The organism is Pokkaliibacter plantistimulans, assembly GCF_003194385.1.
Taxonomy (GTDB): Bacteria; Pseudomonadota; Gammaproteobacteria; order Pseudomonadales; family Balneatricaceae; genus Pokkaliibacter; species Pokkaliibacter plantistimulans.
This window is the reverse complement of the sequence record NZ_LAPT01000070.1, coordinates 41,699-65,878: the sequence shown is the minus strand read 5'-3', so window position 1 is coordinate 65,878 and position 24,180 is coordinate 41,699. Positions and strand designations below refer to the sequence as shown.

Below are 24,180 nucleotides of genomic sequence, written 5' to 3'. Positions count from 1 at the left end.
CAGCCGCGTCAGGCGGTTGAGTTTGTCGTAGGCGTAGCGGGTGATGGCGCCGCGTTCATCCTGCCGCAGCACCTGGCGGCCCTGGGCATCGTAGCGGTAGGTGCGCTGGCCGCCGTCGGGTAAGGTCTCGTCCACCAGCTGGCCAAAGCGGTTCCAGCTAAACAGGTGGCGACCGCCATCGGGCAGGTCGATGCGGCTGAGCTGGCCCTGTTCGGTGTAGTGGTAGCGGTGGACCCGCCCGGCCGGGTCGGTTTTTTCGGTGATGTCACCCTGTTCGTTGCGCAGGTAGCGCCAGTGCTGTTCGCCCCGGCGGACGCTGCGCAGCTGGCCGCGCCAGTAGTCGTAGTGGGTCAGGCTGCCATCGGGGTGCCGGATGGTTTCCAGCTGCCCGTTCTGATCATAGTGGTAGTGGGTTTCGGCGCCGAGGGCATCGACTTCGCGGATCAGGTCGCCGTTGTCGTTGTAGTCTTTGCTGACGGTGGCGCCGTCCGGGTCGGTCTGGCGGATCAGTTTGGCGTGACGGTCATGCTGATAGACCTGCTGGCTGCCGTCGCTGAAATGGACGGTCACTTCACCGCTGGCGTCATTCCACTCATAGCGGTTGTCCAGACCGGGGATGTTGCAGCCATGGGCGATGGCGCGGGCGGCCTTGCCCTGCCGCTCCCATTGCCAGGTAAAGCAGGCGCCCCCGGCGAGGCGGCGTTCCTGGATGACGTGCTGGTCGTCGTAGCGGTAGGTTTCCTGTTCGCCGAGGGCATTTTCGGCGGCGATGAGTTGCAGCTGGTCGTTGTAGTGGTAGCGCATCAGCGGGAAGCGGCGGGTTTCGTAGCCGCTTTCGTCAGCGTTGACGGCCATCCGCTGCAGTTCCACGCGGGCCAGCAGGGCAATGCTGTCGGGCTTATCGAGCACGTTCCACCAGTGGCGCTCGCCCACCGGCTGGTCGAGGTAGTGAAAGCGCAGGGCCTGCTGTTGCTGGCCTTCCAGGGCACTGAGGCGGCCGTGCCGGTCGTAGCGCACCGTCAGGCGGTTGTGGTAGGCGTCGCTGATGGCGTGCAAGTAGCCGTGCGCCTGTATCGTGCCGCGCGCCTGTGTCGTACCGCCCTGCCCGTCCGTGTTGACGATGCGAAAGTGATAGAAAGGCAGGCCCGGCTGGGTGAGGATCAGTTCGGCCACCACGCCGCGCTGCCGCTGTGCGGCGCTGGGCTCATCACCCAGATACAGGGCAGCCCTGGCCAGCGGATTATGGATCGCCGGGCGTTGCTGACTGGGATGGGGGAAGGTGGTGGTACGCCCTTCGTGGTCGCGCCAGTGAATCGCTTCGGCCGTCACCGTCAGCTCGTGGTCAAGGCTGTGGCTCCAGCCATAGCCAAGGCCACTTTGCCGTTCCACCGCACTGGTGCGGTACAGCCGCTGCCAGGTAAAGGGTAAGGGGCCGTCAAGGGTGGCGTCTTCGAGGGTCAGTAGCTCCTCGCCGGTGACCATGGAGACGGGGCAGCCGTTGGTTTGGGTGCAGGCGACGCTTTCGGCTGGCTGGTCGTTGTCGTTTTTGCCGCTTTGATTGGCTTTGTTCGGCGGCTCCTGTTCGACGATTTTGGTGGTCTGTTTAAAGTCGTTCTGCGCTTCGGTGGCATCGTTGGCTCTGATGCGCCCCTCATCCAGTACCAACGTGCCTTTGTTGGCGGAATTGAGGTTCATGTCTTTGCTTAAGATGATCTTTTCCGACTTTTTCAGATGCGGCAGGGCGTACTTCCTGGCGGTTTCGATCAGCTCCTTAGCGCCATTCATCAGCAGCGTGACTTCGCTCTGCACCCCTTTGGCAGCCACCTTGGCAGACTTGATGGCATAGCGCAGCACCACGCCCCCCACGGCGCTCAGGACCACACCGATGATGAAGTCCATGATGATATTGCCCAGCAGTTCACCGACGGCTTTTTGCTTTTGATGCGGCGGGATCAGATCAAACCAGGCGGAGAAGGCGCGGGCACAGAGAAACAGAAAGGCTTCATCCTGCACAAAGATCAGGCAGTTTTTGGCTTTTTCGGCATTCTCGGCCACTTTTTTGAAGTCGTCTTTGGTGTACTCAATCACCGTAGACTTCAGCTTCTGGTAGTACTTATCCGGGTCAGCGATCAGGTCGTAGACGAAGTTGATGTCGTCCCACACGCCTTTCAGAGCGCTGACCATGCCATGCAGTACCGCCCCATCGCTGTAGGCCTGACGCTGGGCCTCGCTCATGTTGAGGAACACCTGCCATTCCGCCTTCAGGCTGCCGTTCCATTGCTGGCTAAGCCATTGGCTCAGGGCCCGCTGCACTTCTTCATAGGAGGCCAGCAGGGCTTTAAGATCGCCTTCGGTGACATTGGGGTAGAAGGTGATGCGGTAGTTGCCCGGCTTGAGATTATGTTCTTCCAGCTTGCCGTTACTGTCGGTGGTGCCCTTACGGGTCATGCCGCCCGTTTCAGGGTGGAAGCGGTGACGCGAATCCGTCCAGCCCTGCTCAAGGGTATAGGGGGAGTTAGGGATGGGAACGAAATTCACCGACTGGAAGGTGTGATAGACGATCAGGATGCCATTGAGCGGGCAGTTGACCACGCCGCTGACCCGCCCCTTGTCGGCAGCGGCGACGCTGACGGTGCGGTCCAGGTGAGTGATCACCTGATCCATGCGCAGGAAAATGCCATAGAACCAGTCGTTGTAGTCGTGCTTGTACTGGTCGAGGCTGTGGTTGAAATAGTCCATGGTCCGAGTGAATAACTCGTCCAGGGTATCAGGCTGACGGGCCGCCTGTTGCTGGCGATAAAGCAGGGTATGGTCAGACCCTGCGCCTGTGTTGTCTCCAAAAATACTCACGATTCACATCCTTGTAATGACACATCATCCGGCCGGGCGTGTCTGACCGGGGTCAGCTCACCGTTTCATCGGCCAGCCACTGGCACAGGTGCAGCAGCCAGTCAGCATCGTTGTCCGGAGGGCACTGGCGAAGGTAATACGCCACCTTGGCCTCCAGCACCGTCAGCGGAAACGCACAATACAGCCAGCCCTGCTGCTCCTGCAGGTATTGCATGACATTGAGCTGCACCGGCCCCGGGTCTTCCTGCTCAAGGCCCCGCATCACCTGTGCCGGAATGGTCCACCATGGCGAAGGCCGGGGGCGGCGGTAGCGGTCGGGCTGGAAGGTAAATACCGTACTGTTGATCCAGTACTGCGCCACCGGCGGCAGCAGAAAATGCCCGTCGTGTTGCAGCAGGCGCAGGATCATGCGGAAGAAGTGGCCATCCCAGTAGCGGAAGAACACGGCTTTACCCTCTTCCGTCAGTGCCTGCGTCAGTCCGGCCAGATGGGGGATCAGCTCACGGCTTGGCAACGGCGAGCTGCATAGCCAGCCCCAGTCCTGCACCTCAGTGCGGGCCACCCAATCGAGAAAAGGGCTGGTCCGCGACAACGGCACCAGATAAGGCATCACCTGTCGCCAGTTGCGATAGGCCTCCTGGGTATAGAGCGGATGCAGGTACTGCTCGCCGTCTTCCCGCTCATAGATCGCGACAGGCTGGGCCTCACTGGTGCCGCTCAGCACGGCATAAAGTGACAGATCAGCAGGCAGGGCCTTGAGCCAGTCATACAGGTGTTGATAGGGGGTGTGGCGGTAGAAAGGCCGGTCCAGATCATCCAATAGCACACTGACCATCCTTGCATTTTTCACACTCTTCGCAGAAAGGGGCCGGTTTGCGCAGCGTCATGGCCTGGCTTTCACTCAGGGAGGGGTTGGGGCCTGCTTTACCTGAATAGGAGCTGTCACCAATCAGCACATTGCCACTACCGCCGATAATCACCCCGCTGTGAGCGGTGCCATCGCCCATCCTTGCCGCAGGCATACCATTGATAAAGACCGTGGCAGAGCCCTCTTTAATCGTATCGGGTGGGCCGCAACAGATGAGGGTATCGCCCACCCGCGCGGCGGGCATACCGTTGATAAACACATTGGGAGAGCCATTAACGACGGGGCCGCCGACATGAGGTGTTCGGCCATCGTATTGAGGACAGGTATGAAAATGCCCCACGGTGGCTGCTGGTTTACCCATGATGAAATCCTTGTCGATACCGTCCTATGTAATAGGAAAGTGATCTTACTTTTCATCATGTAATTTTCAACCCATCAATTGTTACTCTCACAGTTACTCAGACGGTTGCTCATACATCGTTCTGCCAGCCCCATACGGCTGCCGCACACCAACGCAAGCGTTCCGTTGCCATCCGTTGAGTCATATCCAACTGGACAGCCAGGGGCTGCTGAGAGCAGGCGGGGGCGTTCTGCCACTGACTGACGAGATAGAGCAAGACCGCCAGCGGTGCCAGCGTGCCACACTCCCCCAGCTGACTCAGGGGATCGGCATATCGACTGCGCTCAGTCAGCAAGGGTAACAGTGTGTGATAGCCGATATTCCAGGCCTGACGTACCGATTGAGGTACAGACGCCGGCAGTCTGGATGGCATAAACATCTCGATCTGCTGACCACCCGTCTGGCGAATCATTGTGGCAAGGCTGTCATGTAAATTGCCAATCGCGCTACCGCATTCCTGAGTGGCTGGCTGATACCCCAAGGCATTCAGACTATGCCAATGCGGCTGCAGGCCACGACGGGCTTTCTGCACCTCGATAATCAAGGCACCTTCACAGTAGAGGCTGGCGGGTGACTGGCGCTGCTCGGCAACCGTTGGCGCCGGGCTATCCAGCGCAACCAGCAGTACACGCTCATGCTGCTTAAGCAAAGCGCGCAGCTGTGGCCAGGAGGCCCACCAGGCCATGCGTCCAAAAGGATAGACAAATACCTGTGGCTGATAGCTCAGCCAGTTCAACCCCAGATAACGCAGATAGGCCTGCTGACGCTCGCGCGACGAGGCATGCGGATGCAAGGGATGGCAAGGCAGATACAGCAGCACCGGCGCATCGCCTTGGCGCTGCACCTGCGGCAAATGCGCGGCCAGCTCTTCTGCCAGAGACAACAGCCGCTGCGCGCTGCTGTACCCGTGCACCTGAGGGCAGCAATGCAGCGGGAAGGACGCTTCACCACAGGGCTGCTGCACAATGTGTTTGCTGGCCATTTCCAGCATTCCCAGCTCCCAGAGGGTTGAAATCCGGCCCAGCTGCAGAAATCGTGGCGTAAGCTGTAGCATTTCCCTGCCCCTGTAACATCACCGTCCTGAAGGGGACGGAGTGTACGGCTCGTGGCAGAAACTGCAAAGTCATTCCCCTTACCGGGCAACAACGTCCGACGCTATATCCTTATATCAATCCCACTTCAGGGTTGCTCCCATCAGCAAGAATGCGCACAATGCGCCCCTTTCACTTTGTGCCCAATTTGCACTCAAATGGGGCAAACAGGAGCAGCACAGACCATAGAGGAAGCAGCAAGGAAGTCGCTTTGGGCAGCTATGGTGGTCATGATCTGCGGACATATCTGGTGAAGTGAAGAACGCCCGCCACAACTATTAAGGGTCAGCGCCGGTTACCCATCGTCAGCCGACCCATTACCAGCACCGTTACGTGATCGGCACGATTGATCGCGCTACAAGAGGTACAGCGTATGGACGCAATTATCAGCTTTCTCAATACCATCTTCTGGGGCTACATCCTGATCTATGGCCTGCTGGCAGTCGGTGCCTACTTCACCCTGCGCCTTGGCTTTTTGCAGCTTCGCCACTTTCCTGAACTCATCCGTTCGGTCACCCGCAAACCCGAGAATGACCAGAGCGGTATCACTCCCGTGCAGGCGCTCTGCACCAGTCTGGCCTCTCGTGTGGGCACCGGTAACCTGGCCGGTGTCGCCGTTGCCCTGGCCCTGGGTGGCCCCGGCGCCATCTTCTGGATGTGGGTCGTCGCCCTGCTCGGCATGGCCACGGCGTACGCCGAAAGTACGCTGGCGCAGCTGTTCAAGGTCCGCGATGAACACGGTGACTACCGGGGCGGCCCGGCGTTCTATATCGCCAGGGGCCTGAATGCGCCCTGGGCTGGCAGCATCTTCTGCGTCTGCCTGATCATCGCCTTCGGTCTGGTGTTCAGTGCGGTACAGGCCAACTCCATTGCTGAAGCCATGAACGGCGCCTTTGGCCTGCCCAAGGTGGAAGTCGGTATCGGTCTGGCCGTGCTGGCGGGTGTGGTCATCTTTGGCGGAATTAAATCCATCGCCCGCTGCGCTGAGCTGATCGTGCCGTTTATGGCCATTGCTTACCTGCTGACCGCCGTCTATGTGATTGCCACCCATCTGGGCGACATTCCTGCGGTACTGGCCCTGATCGTCAAGAGTGCGTTCGGCATTGAGTCTGCGGCAGGTGGCATCGCCGGGGCGATGATGAACGGCATCAAGCGCGGTCTGTTCTCCAACGAAGCAGGAATGGGCTCAGCGCCGAATATCGCCGCTGTCGCCACGCCCAGCCCCCATCACCCTTCTTCGCAAGGTATGGTGCAGGCACTGGGGGTCTTTATTGATACCCTGCTGATCTGTACTGCCACAGCCGTCATGATTCTGCTGTCTGGCGTGATGATGCCCGGCTCCGAGCTGACCGGCATGCCTCTGACTCAGGCCGCCATGAGCGTGCATCTGGGCGATGCGGGCAAGTACTTCGTGGCCATTGCCATCTTCTTCTTTGCCTTCACCTCCATCATCGGTAACTACAGCTACGCCGAAAACGCCATGGTGTATCTCAAGCTGGATAACCGCGTCGGCCTGACCATTCTGCGCTGTCTGGGCCTGCTGATGGTGGTCTGGGGTGCCTATGAGAGCATCTCCACCGTGTTTGATGCCGCCGACGCAGCCATGGGGCTGATGGCGACCATCAACCTGATCGCCATCACCCTGCTGTCAGGGCTGGTGATCAAGCTGACCAGGGACTACTTCAACCAGAATCGCACCGGCACACCGGTGTTTGATCCGGCCAGATTCCCCGAACTGGCTGACAAAATCGACCAGAAAATCTGGGAAAAGTCCTGAGTCTGATCGACAGACAGCGGTAAATACTCCGCCGTCATGAACAAGAAACCCGGCCTAGGCCGGGTTTCTTGTTTTTACTGCATTGCTGCTCACTGTCAGGTCAACCGACATCAGCCAGATTGCCCTTGGTTTCCAGCCAGCTCTTGCGGTCAGAGGAGCGCTTCTTGGCCAGCAGCATGTCCATCATTTCATGGGTATCGTCGCCTTCGTCCAGATACAGCTGCACCAGACGACGGGTATCGCGGGCCATGGTGGTTTCACGCAGCTGCAGCGGGTTCATCTCGCCCAGCCCCTTGAAGCGTGTCACCTGTACCTGTCCACGCTTATTCTCGGCCTTGATGCGGTCCAGAATGCCGTCACGCTCGGCTTCATCCAGGGCGTAGCTGACTTCCTTGCCGATATCGATGCGATACAGCGGTGGCATAGCGACAAACACGTGCCCCGCTTTCACCAGCGCCGGGAAGTGGCGAACAAAGAGGGCGCACAACAGCGTAGCGATGTGCAGCCCGTCCGAGTCGGCATCGGCAAGAATACAGACCTTGCCATAGCGCAGGCCGGACAGATCCGTGGAGCTGGGGTCAACGCCGATGGCCACGGCGATGTCATGCACCTCCTGCGAGGCGAGAATTTCGCCGGAGTCCACTTCCCAGGTATTGAGGATCTTGCCGCGCAACGGCATGACGGCCTGATACTCGCGGTCACGCGCCTGCTTGGCCGAGCCACCGGCAGAGTCCCCTTCAACCAGAAACAGCTCTGACGCCAGTGCATCACCCCCACTGCAGTCAGCCAGCTTGCCGGGCAGCGCCGGGCCTTGCGTGACCTTCTTGCGCACCACCTTCTTGGCAGCTTTCATGCGGCTCTGAGCGTGGTTGATGCAAAGCTCGGCCAGTCTTTCTGCCTGCTCGATATGCTTGTTCAGCCACAGGCTGAAGGCATCCTTGACCACCCCGGAAACGAACGGCGCGCACTGGCGGGATGACAGCCGCTCCTTGGTCTGGCCGGCAAACTGCGGGTCATGCATCTTCACCGACAGCACATAGCTGCACTGGTTCCAGATATCCTCAGGCGCGAGCTTCATACCCCGTGGCAACAGATTGCGGAATTCACAGAACTCGCGCATGGCCTCCAGCAGACCGGTGCGAAAACCGTTGACGTGGGTGCCACCCTGAATGGTGGGGATCAGGTTGACGTATGACTCGGTCAGCAGATCACCGCCTTCGGGCAGCCAGTGCACCGCCCATTCGGCGGCTTCCTGCTCACCGGCAAAATTACCCACAAAGGGAACATCCGGCAGGGTCACGAAATCGCTGGCGGCCTGACTGAGGTAGTCGGTCAGGCCGTCCTGATAGCACCACTCGGTGCGTTCTTCCTGATCAGCGCCCTTGCTCTGGTCAATCAGAACGATGGTCAGGCCGGAGCACAGTACAGCCTTGGCACGCAGCAAATGGCGCAGGCGGCTGACACTGTATTTGGGGGAGTCAAAGTAACCGGGATCAGGCAGGAAACGCACCTTGGTGCCGGTATTTTTGACCCCGCAGGTCCCCACTTCTTCCAGCTCTGCCAGCTTGTTACCGTCGGCAAAACTCATGCGATAGACCTTGCCACCGCGTTTGATTTCCACTTCCAGATGCTTGGACAGCGCATTGACCACCGATACCCCGACGCCGTGCAAACCGCCGGAGAACTGGTAATTGCCCTGTGAGAACTTACCCCCCGCATGCAAACGGGTGAGGATCAGTTCCACCCCGCTGACGCCGTGCTCAGGGTGAATATCCACCGGCATCCCACGGCCATTGTCGGTCACACTAAGGGAGCCGTCGGCATAGACCATGACTTCGATACGATCGGCATGTCCGGCCAGCGCCTCATCCACCGAGTTATCGATGACTTCCTGGGCCAGATGGTTGGGGCGATCGGTTTCGGTATACATACCCGGGCGTTTACGCACCGGGTCCAGGCCGCTGAGCACCTCAATGGCCTGGGCGTTATATTCTTGCTTGCTCATGGCAGTCATTCTTTCACAGAGAGGGTTATCAGCTTAGCTGCGGGCAAAGGCCAGCAGTGCCGGACAATGACTGAGGAAACCGTCAAAGCGGTGATTGCCGCCTTCTTCAATACGCAGCTGGCAATGCTGGTAATACTCAGCCGCTTCACGGTAGTCCAGGGTTTCATCCCCGGTTTGCAACAGCACCAGAAACTGCTGGGGCTGTGGCAGCGACGCCACATAGAGGTCGCGCAGCTGTGTTACGTGTTCAGCGGTGAGCTGGTAACGCTCACCGGTATAGGGGTTGTCGATGTCGATACCCAGACGATCTTCCATCAGTCGCCATACCCGCACCGCCGGGTTGATCAGCACCGCCTTGAGGCCGTAATGTGCCGCCAGCCAGGTGGCATAGAAACCACCCAACGAACTACCCACCAGTACCGGGGCCTGCGGCGAGGCTTCAATCAGGTTGCAGGCACTGCTGATAGCCTCCGCTGGCCAGTGGCTGAGCTGCGGCACCTGCGGTTCGGGCAACCCCTGACTCTGCAGAAAGGCACGCAGCTCCGCGGCCTTGGCCGCCTGTGAGGAACTGTTGAAACCATGCAGGTAGATGAAGGGCGGTGTCGCGTTCATGTCGAACCCCTGATTGCATATACAGTAGAAGTGCGCATGCTACCATCGTCACCCAGCTGAAGCCAGCGCCCGGCCGGCGCCTGCAAAGCGGGTTGCGGCTCCAGCAGGAAGCCTGGCTGCCCGGCGGCAAACTGTGCGGCGACTGCCGGTGTTGACCACATCTGCCAGTGGCCACGCCGCCAGTGATGGGCCTGATGGACATGGCCACAGAGCACCCCACGCAGTTGTGGCGCCTGATCCAGCAACGCCAGCACCTCGGCGGCATTACCTGTCATCACCTCATCCTGCCACGGGCTATTCACCGGCAGCAGGTGGTGATGAAGCACCACGAGTTGATGCTCGGCCTGTGGATGCTGCAACTGGTACTGCAAACGCGCCAGTGCGGCTGCAGACAGGGAGCCACTGCCGCGGCCATCACCGTCCGCCGTGCTGTCGCACAGCAGTAGCTGCCAGCGCCCGGCCTGCCACTGATCGGCACAGGGCAAACCGGCACTGTCGCCCCACAGCTGGCGCATCAGGCTGACATCATCATGATTACCGGGCACACAGACCCAGGGCAGATCCAGCTGATCAAGACACTGGCGCAGCGCCTGATAGGTGATCGCTTCGGGATGTTGCGCCAGATCCCCTCCCAGCACCAGCAGGTCGGGACGGGGCTGATCCGCCGCAGGAGAAAGTAGGCAGTGCTCGATCATCTGCTGCCAGCGCTGCCAGGCGTTGAAGCCATGATGCATATCGTCAGGATGACGCGTCAGGTGCAGATCGGTCAGATGCAGAACAGTAAAGCGGGACATGAATCACCGTAGCAGCAGAAGGATAATCAGCTTCAGCAGGAAGCGCCGGGCTGGGCGCTCATACTCAGAACGCATTTACGCTATCGCGAGCCAGCGCCACACAGGGCATAACGGGCTGGGAAGTAGCGGCAGATGGGCATACCGCAGGTCTTTGCCACGCCGCATCCCTATACGCAGCAGATCGTGACCACGCCCCCTTACAGGCGAACCACTTCCACTGGCTCCTGACTCAGGCCGTAATCAATGCAGTGATTCAGCCATTCGGCCAGAAAGGTATTGAGCTGGGCCTTTTCATCAGGGGCGCGCATGGCAGGATTGGGATACAGGTAAACCCCTTCCAGCATGCGGTTACGCGGGGCGATCACTTCGGCAATGCGGGCATCGTGATACAGACGAACATGCAGCAGCGGGGTCTTCAGCCAGGGCGACTCTCCCAGACTCTGCTCCACTTCGAGAGCCGTGGTGTAAGCAAAGTTTTCCACCACACGCAGTGACAGTTGCCCCAGCTGGCCATCGGGCAAACGCAAGCCATAACGGCAGGACGTACCGGCATCCAGTGCGGGTAACAGTTTCAGCAGGCGCCGGTAGTTGGCTTCACCTTCAGCCATCATCCGCGCCAGATCTGGAACGTATTTGCGTTTTACCTTCATAACTCAACCTGACCTTCAACCTGGCAAGCCCCGCTTATTGGGCTCGTCCATCGTAAATCTCAACAGCGTTCAACGTATCACGCGGTGCTTATCTGAATATGTGCCTGCTACCCGTGGCAATCTCCACATCAGCAGCAGTCTGCAATAAATCAGCGCAGGGGCATAGTCCGGCAGACGTCTTTTTGATTATTTTTTAACCAGCCACTTATCCCTGTTAAGCGATGGGCAGTCCCTGCTGCTGCCACTGTGCCAGTACGTCATCACGATGCAGCTGCAACCACTGCAAACCCAGCAGGGTGGCCGCATTATTGATGCGGCCATTGCGGGTAGCGGCGATGGCATCGGCCAGCGGCACTGTCACCACACGAATATCCTCACCCTCTTCAGGCAAGCCATGGATTCCGCCCATACCGCGGCTATCCACCCATGCACAATAAAGACCGACCCGTTCATTGGTGCCGCCGGGGCTGACAAAATAATCCAGCATATGCATCACGCCCTGGATGTCGGCACCGGCTTCTTCCACCGCTTCGCGGCGCGCCACTTCACGGTCGGATTCGCCCTCCTCCACCATGCCCGCCACCAGTTCGTACTGCCAGGCCTCGGCTTTGATGCCCATGAAGGCGCCGGTGCGAAACTGCTCAATCAGCACCACCGTGTCACGTACAGGATCATAAAGCAGCACACAGACGGCACGGCCACGGTCAAACAGCTCACGGGTGATGGTGATGGACTCACCATTGAAGCAGCGATGGCGCAGCGTCAGCGTACGCAGTCTGAAGAAACCTTTGAACGAGAGTTCGTCCTTGAGAAGGGTGACGGCATCATCATGCTCGCCGGAAAAGCTGGGAATCAGTGCAGTCCCTGACATAGTGCGTCCTCAGTGTTACGCAGATACGACAGGTCCGAAGGGGCAGCCGTCTGCTTTTCAGAGCGTCTTCACGACCATCGCCGACAGGGCCGAACAAGGCTTCTTTTACCTTGCGGCCAGCGCATTGCGCATCGTGAACAGGCTTAAGAACGTCTTCACGGTCTCGCGAGCTAGAGCAAAACAAGGCGAAAAGCACTGAGGAAGCGGAGTTTAGGGAACCTAAATGAGCATTCCGAAGGGCTTTTCAACGCAGTTTGGCCGACGCGCAGCAGATCGTGAACGCGTTCTAAGGAAAGCAGGCAGTATAGCCCCTCAAGCACGAAGTTGATAATGCGGGGGCAGGTGAATACGGGACTCATGGATGCAGCTCTGCTGCAGTGCCTTGGCCTCATGTTTGGCCTCAGCCGCCAGCTCGGCCACATCATGGTAGTTGGCGCAGACCATGGGGTCGGGGTGAATCACCGCGATGGCGATGCCAAGCAAACCGAAGAAACTGTGGCTGCCATCCCGTCCCCGGCCGGGGATACCGCCTGCGGCGATATCCTGGGTGTCATAGAAATGGCCAATGCTGCTCTGGAATTCATCCAGCGCCTTCTGCAGACGCCGCCGCCAGTCATTCTCCCTGAAGATGATAATGAAGTCGTCACCGCCGATGTGGCCGACCAGATTGCTGCGACCGGCACAGTGGCGCACCATCAGCTCACCAACGAACTGGATGACCTGATCCCCGCGGGCAAAGCCGTAGTAGTCGTTGAAGGGTTTGAAGTTGTTGAGATCACAGTAGGCCACACGAAAGTCGGCCCCTGTCCTGAGAAGCCCGTCCACCTCCTGGTTCAGCACCACGTTGCCTGGCAATTGTGTCAGGGGGTTGGCATAACGGGCATGCTGAACCTGTAGCTCCGTCATCTTTCTCAACACATCACGGACACTTCCCAGTCCTGCATAGTAACCATCCTCGGTAATGATGAAACTGTCACCAATATCGACCTGTTCGGCCTCCGTCAGCGCCTGACTGACCTGCTCCAGTGGCAGGGTGGCATCCACAATCAGTGGCTCACGGTCCATAAAACGGCGCACCGGCTTATTCTCGTACAGGGCGCGGCCATACTGCGTGGAGAAGGTCTCCAACAGTGCCGCCCGCTTGACGATGCCCACCGGCATCCCTCTTTCCACCACCGGCAGCGCGGTCAGCTCGGGGGCGTCCTGAAACAGCTGGGCCACGCTCCCCAGCAGCACATCCGGCAACACCGGCTGTATTGCCCGGCGTACGCCACCGGCCCGTTCACCACTGCGCATCACGGCCTGACGCTGCTGGCCATCATAACGAATATGTTCAATCGCCAGTTGCAGCTCCGGTACCTGTTGCGGACGGCCAAACAGGAAGCCCTGCCCCACGGCGATCCCCATCTGCTGGATGGTACGCAGCTCATCCAGGGTTTCGATGCCCTCGGCAATCAGTTTGGAACCGACGCCTTCGGCAATACTGACGATGGCCTTGACGAACTCACGCTTGAGCGGATTACGCTCCAGCTGATGGATGAAATGCTTGTCGAGCTTGACGTAATCCGGGGTCATCTCCAGCCACAGACGCAGGCCGGAATAGCCGCTGCCGATGTCATCCAGCGCCACCTTGAAGCCCATGCGGCGATAATGATTGACCACCTGGCGGGTCAGCGCGTAGTCGTGGAAGGGTTGCTGTTCAGACAGCTCGATTACGATGGACTCCGGCGCCAGCCCGAGTTTGTTGACCAGTGCCAGCGTCGTGCCACTGGGATAATCCGGGTTCAGCAGCAGATCGGCACTGACGTTAAGAAACAGGCGAGCGTCGAGCTGCAGCTCGGCAAAGCGCTGAATCGACAGGTAGCGGCAGCACAGCTCCAGCTCCTGCAACCGCCCACAGGCACGTGCAGTGGCGAACAGACGGTCAGGAAAAGCCAGCGGGCTGTCCGACGGTCCGCGAATCAGCGCCTCATAGCCATAGATTTCACCTCTTTCCAGATCGACAAGAGGTTGGAAGTGAGGAAACAGCAGACGGCTCTCAAGCAGTCTGTCCAGTTCCTCCGCTAACGCATCGTCAGTCATCGTTCACGTCTACTTTGCATATCACCAGACCGAACAGTCTATGAAAGCCAGATGACAACAAAATGACGTTTGTAACGTTAGGTTGTTAACAGTGCATTTCCGACCTGATCAGGGTATTGCTGCCCTCACTCACGGCCCCTCCTCATGCCCTCACTCATGCCCCCTCACTCATGGCCTCTGCTCAGCCAATGCGCCCGGCCAGCAGCCGTGCCTGCTCAATGCAGTCGGCCACGGCAATACCGTCACGCCAGTTGCTGCAACAATGCAGGCCCGGCAGGGCAGCCAGTGCCGTGTCTATCTGCTGCAGGCGTTGCAGATGGCCCAGCTCATACTGGGGGATAGCCGCTGGCCAGCGTGTGATCCAGCACTTCTCCGCCTCCCCGCTGATGCCCAGCAAAGGACGAATATCCGCCAGCACCTGTGCAGCGATCTCATCATCGCGGCGTTGCGCCACCGCCGGATTCAGACGCCCGCCGATAAAAGACGTCAGCAATACCTTACCGGCCGGTGCCCGCTGCTCGAACAGACTGGAGGGAAACAAGGTGCCCAGGGTGTCGATACCTTCACAGCGGGGCATCAGCATGCCAAAACCATCCAACGGATGGGCGATCTGCGATGCTGCAAAGCCCATGGAGACCGATACCGCCTGGGGATAGACCATCTGCGCCAGCGCCTCACTGGCCGCCGGTGCCAGCGTCGCCAGCAGACGTGCGCTGACCGGGGCCGGAGTGGCCAGAATCACCTGCTGCGCCTGCCAGTGGCGCTCACCGGCACAGACCTGCCAGCCCTGCTCATCACGGCGCAGCAGATCGACCTGCACACCACAATGCAGCCGGTTGCCCAGTGCCGCCGCCAGTGCCTCAGGCAGTTGCTGCATACCGTGGCGAAAGCTGACCATGGTGCCGCTGGGGCCAGTTTCCAGCTGGCGGCTTTTACGTGCTTTCATCAGGGCGATGCCGCCTTTGATCAGGGAGCCGTGCCGGGCTTCCAGTGCATACACTTTCGCCGTCGCCGCCTGCACCGACAGGCGTTCGGGATCACCGGCATAAACACCGGAAACAAAGGGATTGATGGCGTAGTCGAGAAACTCCCGACCGAGGCGGCGACGCACAAAGCTGGCGATACTTTCTTCCGTCGTCGCCCTGCCGATAAAAGGCTCGGCACAGAGGCGCAGCTTGGCGGGCAGGCTAAACAGGGAAGTAGAAAGAAAGGCCGCAGGGCTGCCCGGCAGCGCCTGTAACTGACCATGGCGCACCACAAAGCGGCGTCGGGCCAGTGCGCTGGGGGTCACTCGCTCGGATTGCAGGCCAAGACCTTCGATCAGCTGGCCAAGGCCCGGGGAACTGTCCAGGGTCGAATTCGGCCCGGCTTCCACCAGATAGCCATCCTCACGCAACGTGCGCAAATTGCCTCCGGCCACCTCGCTGGCCTCCAGCACGTGGACATCATGGCCCTGTTGTTGCATAAACCACGCCGCAGACAGACCGGAAATACCGCCGCCAATCACTAAAATACGTTGTGCAGGTTGTACCATTTATCCCTTGCTCCGTATGATTAGCAGGTTTTTGCAGGACCGTCCCAGACGTATCCGCGTCGGGGCAACAGATAGATGCCGGACGCTGCAGTATTCTGCCCATAAGAACGTATTCAAGATCCTTCTGACCTGCGCCACATCAAGGGCGGAGCGGATAGTGAATCATCCAACGTTGCTGCGGGCTACATTATAGGCCAGTACATCTTTACTGGGACAAGCCGGAGCACATCTTGAAAGAAAGCCTTCCCATCATTCTCGACATCGAAGCCTCCGGATTCGGCTCCGGCAGCTACCCTATTGAGGTGGGACTGGCTCTGGCGGATGGCAGCTGCGAAAGCGTGCTGATTCATCCTGAACCTGAGTGGATCCACTGGAGCGAGGAAGCGGCCAGCATCCACAAGATCAAGCGTGAGATGCTGCTGCGTGAAGGGCTGCCCGCCCGGGTTGTGGCACAACATCTCAACGCCCTGCTGGCCGGACAGACGGTCTATTCAGACGCCTGGGGCTTTGACAGCACCTGGCTGTCATTGCTGTTCTACCATGCAGGCGTCAACCAGCACTTCAAACTCGACTCCCTGCGCCGGCTGCTGACAGAAAAGCAGGCCACCTACTGGGGCGCCATCAAGGATCAGGTCGTTCGCACCTTCAAACTGACCCGTCACCGTGCCGGTGATGATGCGCGGCTGCTGCAGCTGGCATTACGTCAGGTCAGCCAGCTCTGAACAGGCTCTGCCCCTCCCCTCTGACGGCCTTTCTTCCTTCATTGCTCTTCCTGACTGTCTGACAACAGCCTGTCGCGCCCATCCGGATGGCCAATGGGCGCCTGCCAGTCTATCCTTGCCCGCCACATGTCCCTAAGAACCTGTTCCCGGTCTAACGACGCTGCGCTGATAACCCCGGCGGGCAGATAAGCCAATTACAACAACTCAAGGAAACTCTATGGATACCCTCAGCTATTGGCTGTTGCTGGTGGTGGTCGGCCTGATCGCCGGTGTGATCAACACCCTGGCCGGCGGTGGCTCCAACCTGACCCTTCCCGCCCTGATGGTGCTGGGCATGCCGCCGGAGGTGGCCAATGCCACCAACCGCGTGGGTGTCGCCCTGCAATGTCTGGTCGGTAGTCTTGGCTTCAAGCGGCACAATCAGCTGCCAGTGGAAGAAATTCGTCCCATCCTCTGGCCCACCATCAGCGGTGGTCTGCTCGGCAGTATCATTGCCTCCTATGCGCCCAGCAGCTGGCTGAAGCCGATGCTGCTCGGCACCATGCTGACCATGGCCATCGTTATGCTGATCCGCCCGTCGGTCATCGCGCCGCCACCGGGTACACCGGCACGCACCATGCAGCAGACCCCCAGTGCCTGGTGGGTATTGTTCCTGGCCGGTATTTACGGCGGCTTTGTGCAGGCGGGCGTCGGCTTTATCCTGATTGCCGCTCTGGCAGGCAGCCTGCGCTATGATCTGGTGCGGGCCAATGCGCTGAAGCTGGTATGCAGCCTGACCTTCACGCTGGTGGCGCTGGTGGTGTTCGTTGTGCGCGGACAGGTGGACTGGGTACCGGGGCTGATCCTCGGTCTGGGCACCATGACGGGCGCTCATCTGGCCGTCAAGATGGCGATCAAGGCGCCTGCTTCGGTACTGAAGTGGTTCCTGTTTGTGATGACGCTGTGTGGCTGTGCGGCGGCTTTATGGCTGTAACATTGTGGCTGTAACATTGTGGCTGTAACATTGTGGCTGTAACAGTTAGCGCGCAGGGCGTGGTCAGTGGCACTGCCGACTGACCACGCTACGACTATTCGTCCTCCCCCGTTATTCTCCACAGCGTTCTTTCTTCAGCTGTTCTTTCTTCAGCTATCCTTTTTCCCCGCCGCTCTGCTAAACCAGCCCCGTCTGCCCCCTCCTGTTACTTCAGGCAACATTCGCTGTCGCCATGGATAGCACCGTGGCGCGGATTCTGCTACGTTTTGAAACCCCTGGTTCCAGGATGTCCGTCCATGGCATCGCCTGTTGCACGTCGCTTGCTGACTGTCGTCTGCCTGATGAGTTGCCTGTTACTGGCCACTCAGAGTTTTGCTGTGCCCCTGACCAAGGTGCGCTTCCAGATGTCATGGAAACACCAGTTTGAGTTTGCCGGTTACTATGCGGCCAAGGCACAAGGCTATTACGCCGATGAGGGGCTGGATGTCGACATCCGCGAACTGGAGTCCGGCGAGACTCCGCTGCAGGAAGTGCTGAGTGGTCGTGCCCAGTTTGGCCATATCAACTCGGAGATCGTACTTAACCGTCTGCAGGGTGAACCAGTGGTGCTGGTCGCCAACTTCTTCAAGGTCTCCCCGCTGGTACTGGTCACCAGCCCCGATATCCTCAGCCCCAATGACCTGCGCGGCAAACGGGTGATGGCCTCGGCCAATGAGCTGCAGTCCGCGCCCTTTCTCGCCATGTTCAGCTATTTCAATGTCTCACCACAGGATTTTCAGGTGGTGCCGCACAGCTGGAGCATCGACGACTTCAAGCAGGGCAAGGTAGATGCGGTGTCGGTATTCTCCTCCAACGAGATGTACTTCCTGCGCCGTGACAAGGTGCCGCACAACGTGCTCAACCCGGCCAGTTACGGCGCCAATGCCTACGACTCCAACATTTTCACCAGCGAACAGGTGATGGCGGCTGACCCCACCCTCAGTGCCCGCTTCGTGCGTGCCTCCATCAAGGGCTGGCAGTACGCCTTTGCCCACAAGGAGGAAATGGTCGATCTGATTCTGAATCGCTATTCCACACGCAAATCCCGCGATGCCCTGCTGTTTGAGGCCAACGAGCTGGAACGACTGACTCTGCATGATGTCTTCCCCCTCGGTTCGGTGGATCCGCGCCGCATCGACAATCTCGCCGACCTTTACATCAGCAGCGGTCAGGCACCGGCCAACGCCAAGGACCGCCTGCTGGGCTTTGTGCAGACGCCTTTCAGCAATATCAGCCTGTCCGCCGAAGAGCAGCACTACCTGCAGCAACATCCGGTGTTGCGCGTGGGCTACAGCACCCGTGCACCGTTCAGTATGTTCGGCAGCGGAGAAGCCCAGGGCTTTGATATTGACTACGTACAGCTGCTGGCCAGGGAGCTGGGCAGTCACCTGCAGTTCAGCGAGTTTGCCCCGGAAGACCTCAATCAGGCGCTGCAACAGCAGCGTATCGATATCGCCCTCAACAGTGGCCGGCTGCCGGAAGATGGCTCACTGCAGCAGCTGCCCGCCTATGCCTCCTTCACACTGGGGCTGGTCACCCGCGCCAATATGGATCCCGTCAGCTCACTGGAAGCGCTGCAAAACAAACGTCTGGCCCTGCTCGACAGCGTCTACGATGCCGAACGTCTGGGTCGTTACTTCCCCGCCATCCACTTTGTCAGCTGCACTGATGTCAGCCACTGCCTGCAGCTGGTGTCCCGCGGTCAGGCCGATGCCGCACTGGGTGCCATGCCGATTCTGCAATACGCCACCCAGCTGCATCTCTATCCCAATCTCAGCGCCGCCATCAGCCTGCACAGCCCGCTGCTGGAAGTGGAAAACGAGCAGCTGAGCCTGAAAAGTGATGCCGGTGTGCTGGCCAGCCTGCTGCAGAAGGCTGCCGACAACCTGATTCCGCAACAGCTGAACCAGCTGCAGAAGCGCTGGATCAGTAATCTCGGCAGCATCGACAAAGCCCTGTTTACCGACGCCGACCGTCAGTACATCCAGCAGCACAACCGGGTCAGCTACTGCTCACGCAGCGACTGGGCACCCTACGACAGCCAGAACAATGGCAGTCATCAGGGCGTCAGTGCCGACTTGCTGGCGCTGTTCAGCAGCCGCCTGCATCTGGATTTTCAGTTCTACCCCACCGCCAGCTGGAGTGCGGCGCTGGCAGCCCTGCAGGATGGCAAGTGCGATCTGCTGCTGTCAGCCATCGATGATCCGGCCATGCAGGCCAGCGGCCTCAGGCTCACCGCCCCTTATCTGTCCATTCCGGTAGTGATTGCCACCCGCACCGAACAGCACTTTGTCGACAACCTCAGCAGTGTCGGCAATCAGCCTCTGGCCGTGCTGCGTAACAGCCCGACCATGCAGGCGCTGAGCCACAGCCAGCCGCAGCTGCGACTGTTCCCGGTCAGCTCCATGCAGGAAGGTCTGCGACTGGTGGAGAACAAGGAAGTGTTCGGTATGCTCGGTGGCACACTGGCCATTGCCCGCGCCATCCAGCAGGGCAACTTCGTCAATCTGAAAATTGCCGGCAGCAGCGACCAGCGTCTGGATCTGCACTTTGCTCTGCGCAGTGATGAAGACGCACTACTGGGTCTGCTGCAACGTGCGATTACCAGCCTCGACAGTGACAGCGGTCAGCAGGCCCGCAACCGTATTATGTCCAGCTGGAATCAGGTCCGTTTTGATCAGCGTATCGACTACCGGTTGATCTGGCAGGTACTGGCCATCTTCACCCTGATTGCCCTGCTGCTGGCCTGGCGTCAGCACAGTCTGCACCGCAGCAATCGCCTGTTGCAGCAGGCACACGATGAGCTGCGTCAGGCCAATGCCTCCATCGCCGTGCAAAATCAGCGGCTGGAGCAGCTGTCCAGCACCGACGCCCTGACCGGCCTGTTCAACCGTATGAAGACTGACCAGCTGGCCAGCAGCGAAGCGCAGCTGGCAGAACTGAGCCAGCAGCCGCTGTCGGTGATTCTGCTGGATGTGGATCACTTCAAGATGGTCAACGACCGCTTTGGCCACCCCATGGGTGACAAGGTACTGAAGGAAATCGCCTCGATCCTGCGCCGGCACAGTCGCGACGATGATCTGGTCGGACGCTGGGGCGGAGAAGAATTTATCGTGCTGTGCCCGCACACCAGCGCAGAGCACGCCATCGCGCTGGCCGAGCGCCTGTGTCAGCTGATCGCCGCCCACAGCTATCCTCACCGGCAGCCGCAGACGGCCAGTTTCGGCATTGCCACCCGTCAGCCCGGCGAAGCCGTGACCACCACGCTGGCACGGGCCGATCAGGCGCTGTATCAGGCCAAATCCCGCGGCCGCAACCGGGTGGAATTTGCCACTCCCCCCTTTACCGCTCAACCGACGGTTTAGCCCCTCGGCCTTACCGGCCATGATCCCAGCCTGTTCACGCTCTGCTACACGTTGGTCAGATGGCGTTGGCAAGCATAGCGGGCACAGCTGAAGAGATCGCCTCGATATGGCGCTTCGGACTGACTGAACTATGCTCTTACTGGTCATCTAAGAACGCATTCCAAGAAAAGCACTCTCAGCCACTCGCAAGGAAGGACGCCATGCCCACCCGCATTCCTGTACTGATCGATACCGATGTCGATTTTGATGATTACATGGCCATGCTCTATTTGCTGATGCATCCCGGCGTCAATGTGCAGGGCATCACCGTGACCGGCAGCGGCGATGTGCACCTGAGCCACGGTGTACGCAACGTCAACGACATGCTGTTACTGCTGGATGACCCGGCCATTCACGCGACCCCGGTCGCTGCCGGTGCCCGCGCACCGATGATCTACAGCAATACCTTCCCCTACGACGCCCGCAAGGCCGCCGATGAACACTACGAAGCCGAGTTCCCCGGCAGCAATCCCAAACCGGTGATCAGGGATGCGGTGAGCTTTCTCAAGGACTATCTGCGCAGCTGCCGCCAGCCTGTCACCGTGCTCTGCATTGGCGGTGGCAGCAACTGGGGCAGGCTGTTTCAGCAGGCGGGCGCCGACCCGGAGCTGCGCCGCTGCTGCCAGCAGAAAATCAGCCGTATCGTGATGATGGGCGGCAACCTGCTCCCCCGCTATGTCGGCGAGGAGCGCGGGGCCGAGGGCAATATCCAGCCCACGCTGGGCGACCAGCCGTACTACACCAACAAGGTGGCGGAGTGGAATATCTTTATTGATCCCCTCGGCGCCCAGTACATCTTCGACAGTGGCATCCCCATCACGCTGGTCGCCCTCAATGCCACCCAGCAGGTCCCCATTACCCAGGCGCTGGTGGAACAACTGGCCGCGATCGATAACGCCCCCGCCCGCTTCCTGACGCAGGTACTGAACAGCAGCACCATTGCCCCGGGTATCGGCAAGTATCTGGACTTCTGGGATCCACTGGCAGCGGAAGTACTGGTCGACGCCAGTCTGGTGCATACCGAGCGTTTCACGCTGCGGGTCGAACAGCAGCTGGACGAGGAAGACGATCACTCCGGCGAGCTGATTCCTGATACCGATGGCGCGGTGATCGAGGTGGCCATGAGTGCCGACCGGGAGCGGGTCTACACCGAGTTTCTCAAGGTCATCAGCCAGTACACGGCATAACGGGAGATCACCATGGGCTTTAGTCTCACCCATTCACGCTGGCTGTTACTGACGCTCAGCCTGACCAGCCTGCTCTGTCAGGCAGACAACAGCGCTGCGCAACTGGCTTACCGCAATGCGGTCACGCCACCACCGCCCGACTGGAACGGGCCGGTGTTCCAGCTCAGCGACGCCTACCCCACCACGCCGCCGGCGACCTGTGACAGCCAGCAGTGCCCCTGGCTGGGCTACCCGGCCAGCCTGTTCCAGACCACGTTCGGCAAGGACGGTGTGCCGCAATGGGATGCCACCTGGAACAGCTACATTCAGAGCATTCTCAGCTACATCCGCGAGGGGCAGAGTGATGACCTCAACAATGCCCAGGGCTTCAACACCCAGGTGGATGGCAAAACCCGCTGGTACAGCGTGCCCTGGATGGCCTATGACCCGACCTCCGGCCGTGAGTTTATCCACGGTCTGACCAATGAACGTACTGCTGTGCTCAGTGACTTCCACGGTAGCCGCCGCAACCTGCATGGCCTTGGTGCCAACCCTCATACCCTGGTCGGCGCTACCGACTCACAGGCCCGGTTTGAGACCTGGGCCGTGGCCTATTACAACGATGTCGGCGCCTACTCACTGGGCCAGGCCTGGGACCAGCAGGGTAACCCGCGCTTTGGCGATTATCAGGGCGTGCCAGCGCAAAGCGGTATGCCTTTCGCCACCGGCACGGTGGTGGTGAAACTGCTGTTTTCCTCCGCCTCCCCCAAGGATGTGCCCTATCTGCACGGTAGCCCGCAGTGGCAGGCAGACCGCCATGTGGAGAAGGACAACCAGTTCTACTGTGAGCGCCAGCCACAGCCGGTGCATCTGGTGCAGATGGATGTCGCCGTGGTCAATCCGCAGTCCCCCACCCGCTGGGTGTTTGGCACCTTTGCCTATAACGGCGATCTGGGCGGCAAGAATGTCTGGGAAAATCTGAGCCCGGTCGGCCTGCAGTGGGGAATGGACCCCTGGACCTTCCCGGCAGTGCCCAAATCCGCCAGCATCCGCGCCCGGCAGAGTGTGCTGAACCGCGATAATCTCAATGTGCGGGCCGAGCATTTCGGCTGTGAAGGCAGGCTGGCAGGCCCGGTGGATAACAAGCTCAGTTCGTGTCTGTCGTGTCATGGCGGCGCCTATGCCAACAAGGCAGGCAACTCGTTCTTTTCCGGTGCCTTCAGCCCGCCCATCTTTGGTTTCGATGGTTTGTGCGAGCAGTACAGTCAGGACAACAGCAACTACTTCCAGACCCTGACCTTCCCCATGCAACCGGCAGGCGGCGAATACGGCCAGCTGCTCAATCTGGATACCTCATTGCAGTTGCAGATTGCCCTGCAGCAGTGGTCGTACTTCCAGCGTGACAAGGTTCCTCAGGCCTGTGTTGATCCCTCTTCCTGAAGCTCAGCCCACGGTGCCTGCCATAAGCAGGCACTGTGTTCAGAACGTGTTTTCAGATCGTGAGCAAGTTCTCAGCTCAGGCGGCTGCGCAGCCCATCCATCTCCTGATCAAACAGCGCATACAGGCGCTCCAGCACCTGCGTAGCCTGCTGAAAGTAATCCCTGGGGCTGATACTGACCCGCTCGACCAGCAGTTGTTCATCAATCAGCCGCAGGAAGGCCTGCACCTGAGCACGGTCATCCCCACTGGCGTTGACGTGCTGAAGGCTTGATTCCAGCGCCAGCTGGATGCGACTACGGAGGTAACTCAGCCGGATACGGGCGACGCTGCTGCAGCACCCCGCAGCGGCCACACCGATGCCCAGTGCCCGGGCCTGACCGATATTTTCAGCGGCCTGCAGCAGATCACGCCAGATGCGCCGCATCTGTTCACTGCCAGCCTGTGCCAGGGCCGTCAGACCAAACCACTCACCGGTGTCTTCCATCAGATACAGCAGGTTGGTGATCAGCCGGTTGTGCTGCAGCAGGTTCTGCTCGGCTTGCAGCTGCCGGTAGCCGCCCTGCAGTCGCTGCCAGTGATCGGCCATGCCCTGCCAGCGCTCATTACCGGTCAGCCAGCTATCGATGGCGAGCAGCTCCTGAATATCGCGACGGATCGCACCCTGCAACTTTTCCAGCTCCCCCGCCAGCGATGTATCACCATTGAGCAGCCCGGTGCTGAATCCACGATGCTGCTGGAAGTGAGCCAGCAGCGTGCGCATCGCCTGAATCAGACGGACACCTGTCAGCAATTCCTGTTGCTGCTGGCGTCGTTGTTGCCGCCAGAACCAGCCTGCCAGCGCACTCAGCAGCCCCAGACCGATGCCGATCATTGCCCAGGTTGTCCAGCTCATGGTGGCGCG

18 protein-coding genes are annotated in these 24,180 nt (G+C 59.8%); 6 read left to right on the top strand and 12 right to left on the bottom strand.

Features of this window, described 5'->3' with window-relative positions:
- The 4 genes from WH50_RS14555 to WH50_RS14540 all read right to left on the bottom strand — a co-directional run.
- Nucleotides 1–2,850 (bottom strand): DUF6531 domain-containing protein (locus WH50_RS14555; RefSeq protein ID WP_133251331.1); only part of this gene is annotated, 2,850 nt, incomplete at its 3' end.
- Nucleotides 2,851–2,902: 52 nt separating this feature from the next.
- Nucleotides 2,903–3,676, bottom strand: a complete 774-nt coding sequence (locus tag WH50_RS14550) for a DUF4123 domain-containing protein (RefSeq protein WP_165838435.1) — start codon at nt 3,674–3,676, stop codon at nt 2,903–2,905.
- Nucleotides 3,663–4,079 (bottom strand): PAAR domain-containing protein, encoded by a 417-nt coding sequence (locus WH50_RS14545; protein WP_110187957.1) that lies wholly within the window; start codon nt 4,077–4,079, stop codon nt 3,663–3,665. Before WH50_RS14545 ends, WH50_RS14550 begins: the two co-directional genes overlap by 14 nt.
- 109 nt (nt 4,080–4,188) lie before the next feature.
- Nucleotides 4,189–5,172, bottom strand: coding sequence for a hypothetical protein (locus WH50_RS14540; RefSeq protein ID WP_110187956.1), 984 nt, complete (start codon nt 5,170–5,172; stop codon nt 4,189–4,191).
- Nucleotides 5,173–5,582: 410 nt separating this feature from the next.
- Here WH50_RS14540 and WH50_RS14535 point away from each other — a divergent pair, with 410 nt between their 5' ends.
- Nucleotides 5,583–6,986: an alanine/glycine:cation symporter family protein gene (locus tag WH50_RS14535; protein WP_110187955.1), complete on the top strand. Its 1,404-nt coding sequence runs from the start codon at nt 5,583–5,585 to the stop codon at nt 6,984–6,986.
- Between the two features lie 100 nt (nt 6,987–7,086).
- On the opposite strand, the gene parE is transcribed toward WH50_RS14535, so the two are convergent.
- The 7 genes from parE to hemG form a co-directional block, all read right to left on the bottom strand.
- On the bottom strand, nt 7,087–8,991 hold the full coding sequence (parE, locus tag WH50_RS14530) for a DNA topoisomerase IV subunit B (RefSeq protein WP_104155640.1): 1,905 nt from the start codon (nt 8,989–8,991) through the stop codon (nt 7,087–7,089).
- A gap of 33 nt (nt 8,992–9,024) precedes the next feature.
- A complete protein-coding gene (locus WH50_RS14525; protein ID WP_110187954.1) occupies nt 9,025–9,603 on the bottom strand; it encodes a YqiA/YcfP family alpha/beta fold hydrolase in 579 nt (192 codons plus the stop codon).
- Nucleotides 9,600–10,397, bottom strand: coding sequence for a metallophosphoesterase family protein (locus WH50_RS14520; protein WP_110187953.1), 798 nt, complete (start codon nt 10,395–10,397; stop codon nt 9,600–9,602). The genes WH50_RS14525 and WH50_RS14520 overlap by 4 nt, the downstream gene beginning before the upstream one ends.
- Nucleotides 10,398–10,594: 197 nt before the next feature.
- Nucleotides 10,595–11,047: a DUF1249 domain-containing protein gene (locus tag WH50_RS14515; RefSeq protein WP_104155637.1), complete on the bottom strand. Its 453-nt coding sequence runs from the start codon at nt 11,045–11,047 to the stop codon at nt 10,595–10,597.
- 214 nt (nt 11,048–11,261) lie between these two features.
- Complete coding sequence (locus WH50_RS14510) at nt 11,262–11,918, bottom strand: NUDIX domain-containing protein (protein WP_110187952.1); 657 nt, start codon at nt 11,916–11,918, stop codon at nt 11,262–11,264.
- Nucleotides 11,919–12,230: 312 nt separating this feature from the next.
- Nucleotides 12,231–14,000 (bottom strand): GGDEF domain-containing protein, encoded by a 1,770-nt coding sequence (locus WH50_RS14500; RefSeq protein ID WP_110187950.1) that lies wholly within the window; start codon nt 13,998–14,000, stop codon nt 12,231–12,233.
- A 181-nt stretch (nt 14,001–14,181) separates the two neighbouring features.
- Nucleotides 14,182–15,534: a protoporphyrinogen oxidase gene (gene hemG / locus WH50_RS14495; protein ID WP_110187949.1), complete on the bottom strand. Its 1,353-nt coding sequence runs from the start codon at nt 15,532–15,534 to the stop codon at nt 14,182–14,184.
- 230 nt (nt 15,535–15,764) lie between these two features.
- Between hemG and WH50_RS14490 the strand changes: the two genes are divergently transcribed.
- The 5 genes from WH50_RS14490 to WH50_RS14470 all read left to right on the top strand — a co-directional run bounded on the left by WH50_RS14490 (nt 15,765) and on the right by WH50_RS14470 (nt 23,278).
- Nucleotides 15,765–16,256: a 3'-5' exonuclease gene (locus WH50_RS14490; RefSeq protein WP_104155633.1), complete on the top strand. Its 492-nt coding sequence runs from the start codon at nt 15,765–15,767 to the stop codon at nt 16,254–16,256.
- A gap of 217 nt (nt 16,257–16,473) precedes the next feature.
- Nucleotides 16,474–17,229, top strand: a complete 756-nt coding sequence (locus WH50_RS14485; protein WP_104155632.1) for a sulfite exporter TauE/SafE family protein — start codon at nt 16,474–16,476, stop codon at nt 17,227–17,229.
- Between the two features lie 296 nt (nt 17,230–17,525).
- Nucleotides 17,526–20,633: a diguanylate cyclase gene (locus WH50_RS14480; protein WP_110187948.1), complete on the top strand. Its 3,108-nt coding sequence runs from the start codon at nt 17,526–17,528 to the stop codon at nt 20,631–20,633.
- Between the two features lie 200 nt (nt 20,634–20,833).
- Nucleotides 20,834–21,859, top strand: coding sequence for a nucleoside hydrolase (locus tag WH50_RS14475; RefSeq protein ID WP_110187947.1), 1,026 nt, complete (start codon nt 20,834–20,836; stop codon nt 21,857–21,859).
- A gap of 12 nt (nt 21,860–21,871) precedes the next feature.
- Nucleotides 21,872–23,278, top strand: coding sequence for a hypothetical protein (locus WH50_RS14470; protein WP_207780313.1), 1,407 nt, complete (start codon nt 21,872–21,874; stop codon nt 23,276–23,278).
- Nucleotides 23,279–23,349: 71 nt separating this feature from the next.
- Here WH50_RS14470 and WH50_RS14465 read toward each other — a convergent pair whose 3' ends face one another.
- A complete protein-coding gene (locus WH50_RS14465; protein ID WP_110187946.1) occupies nt 23,350–24,171 on the bottom strand; it encodes a nitrate- and nitrite sensing domain-containing protein in 822 nt (273 codons plus the stop codon).
- Nucleotides 24,172–24,180: the final 9 nt, after the last annotated feature.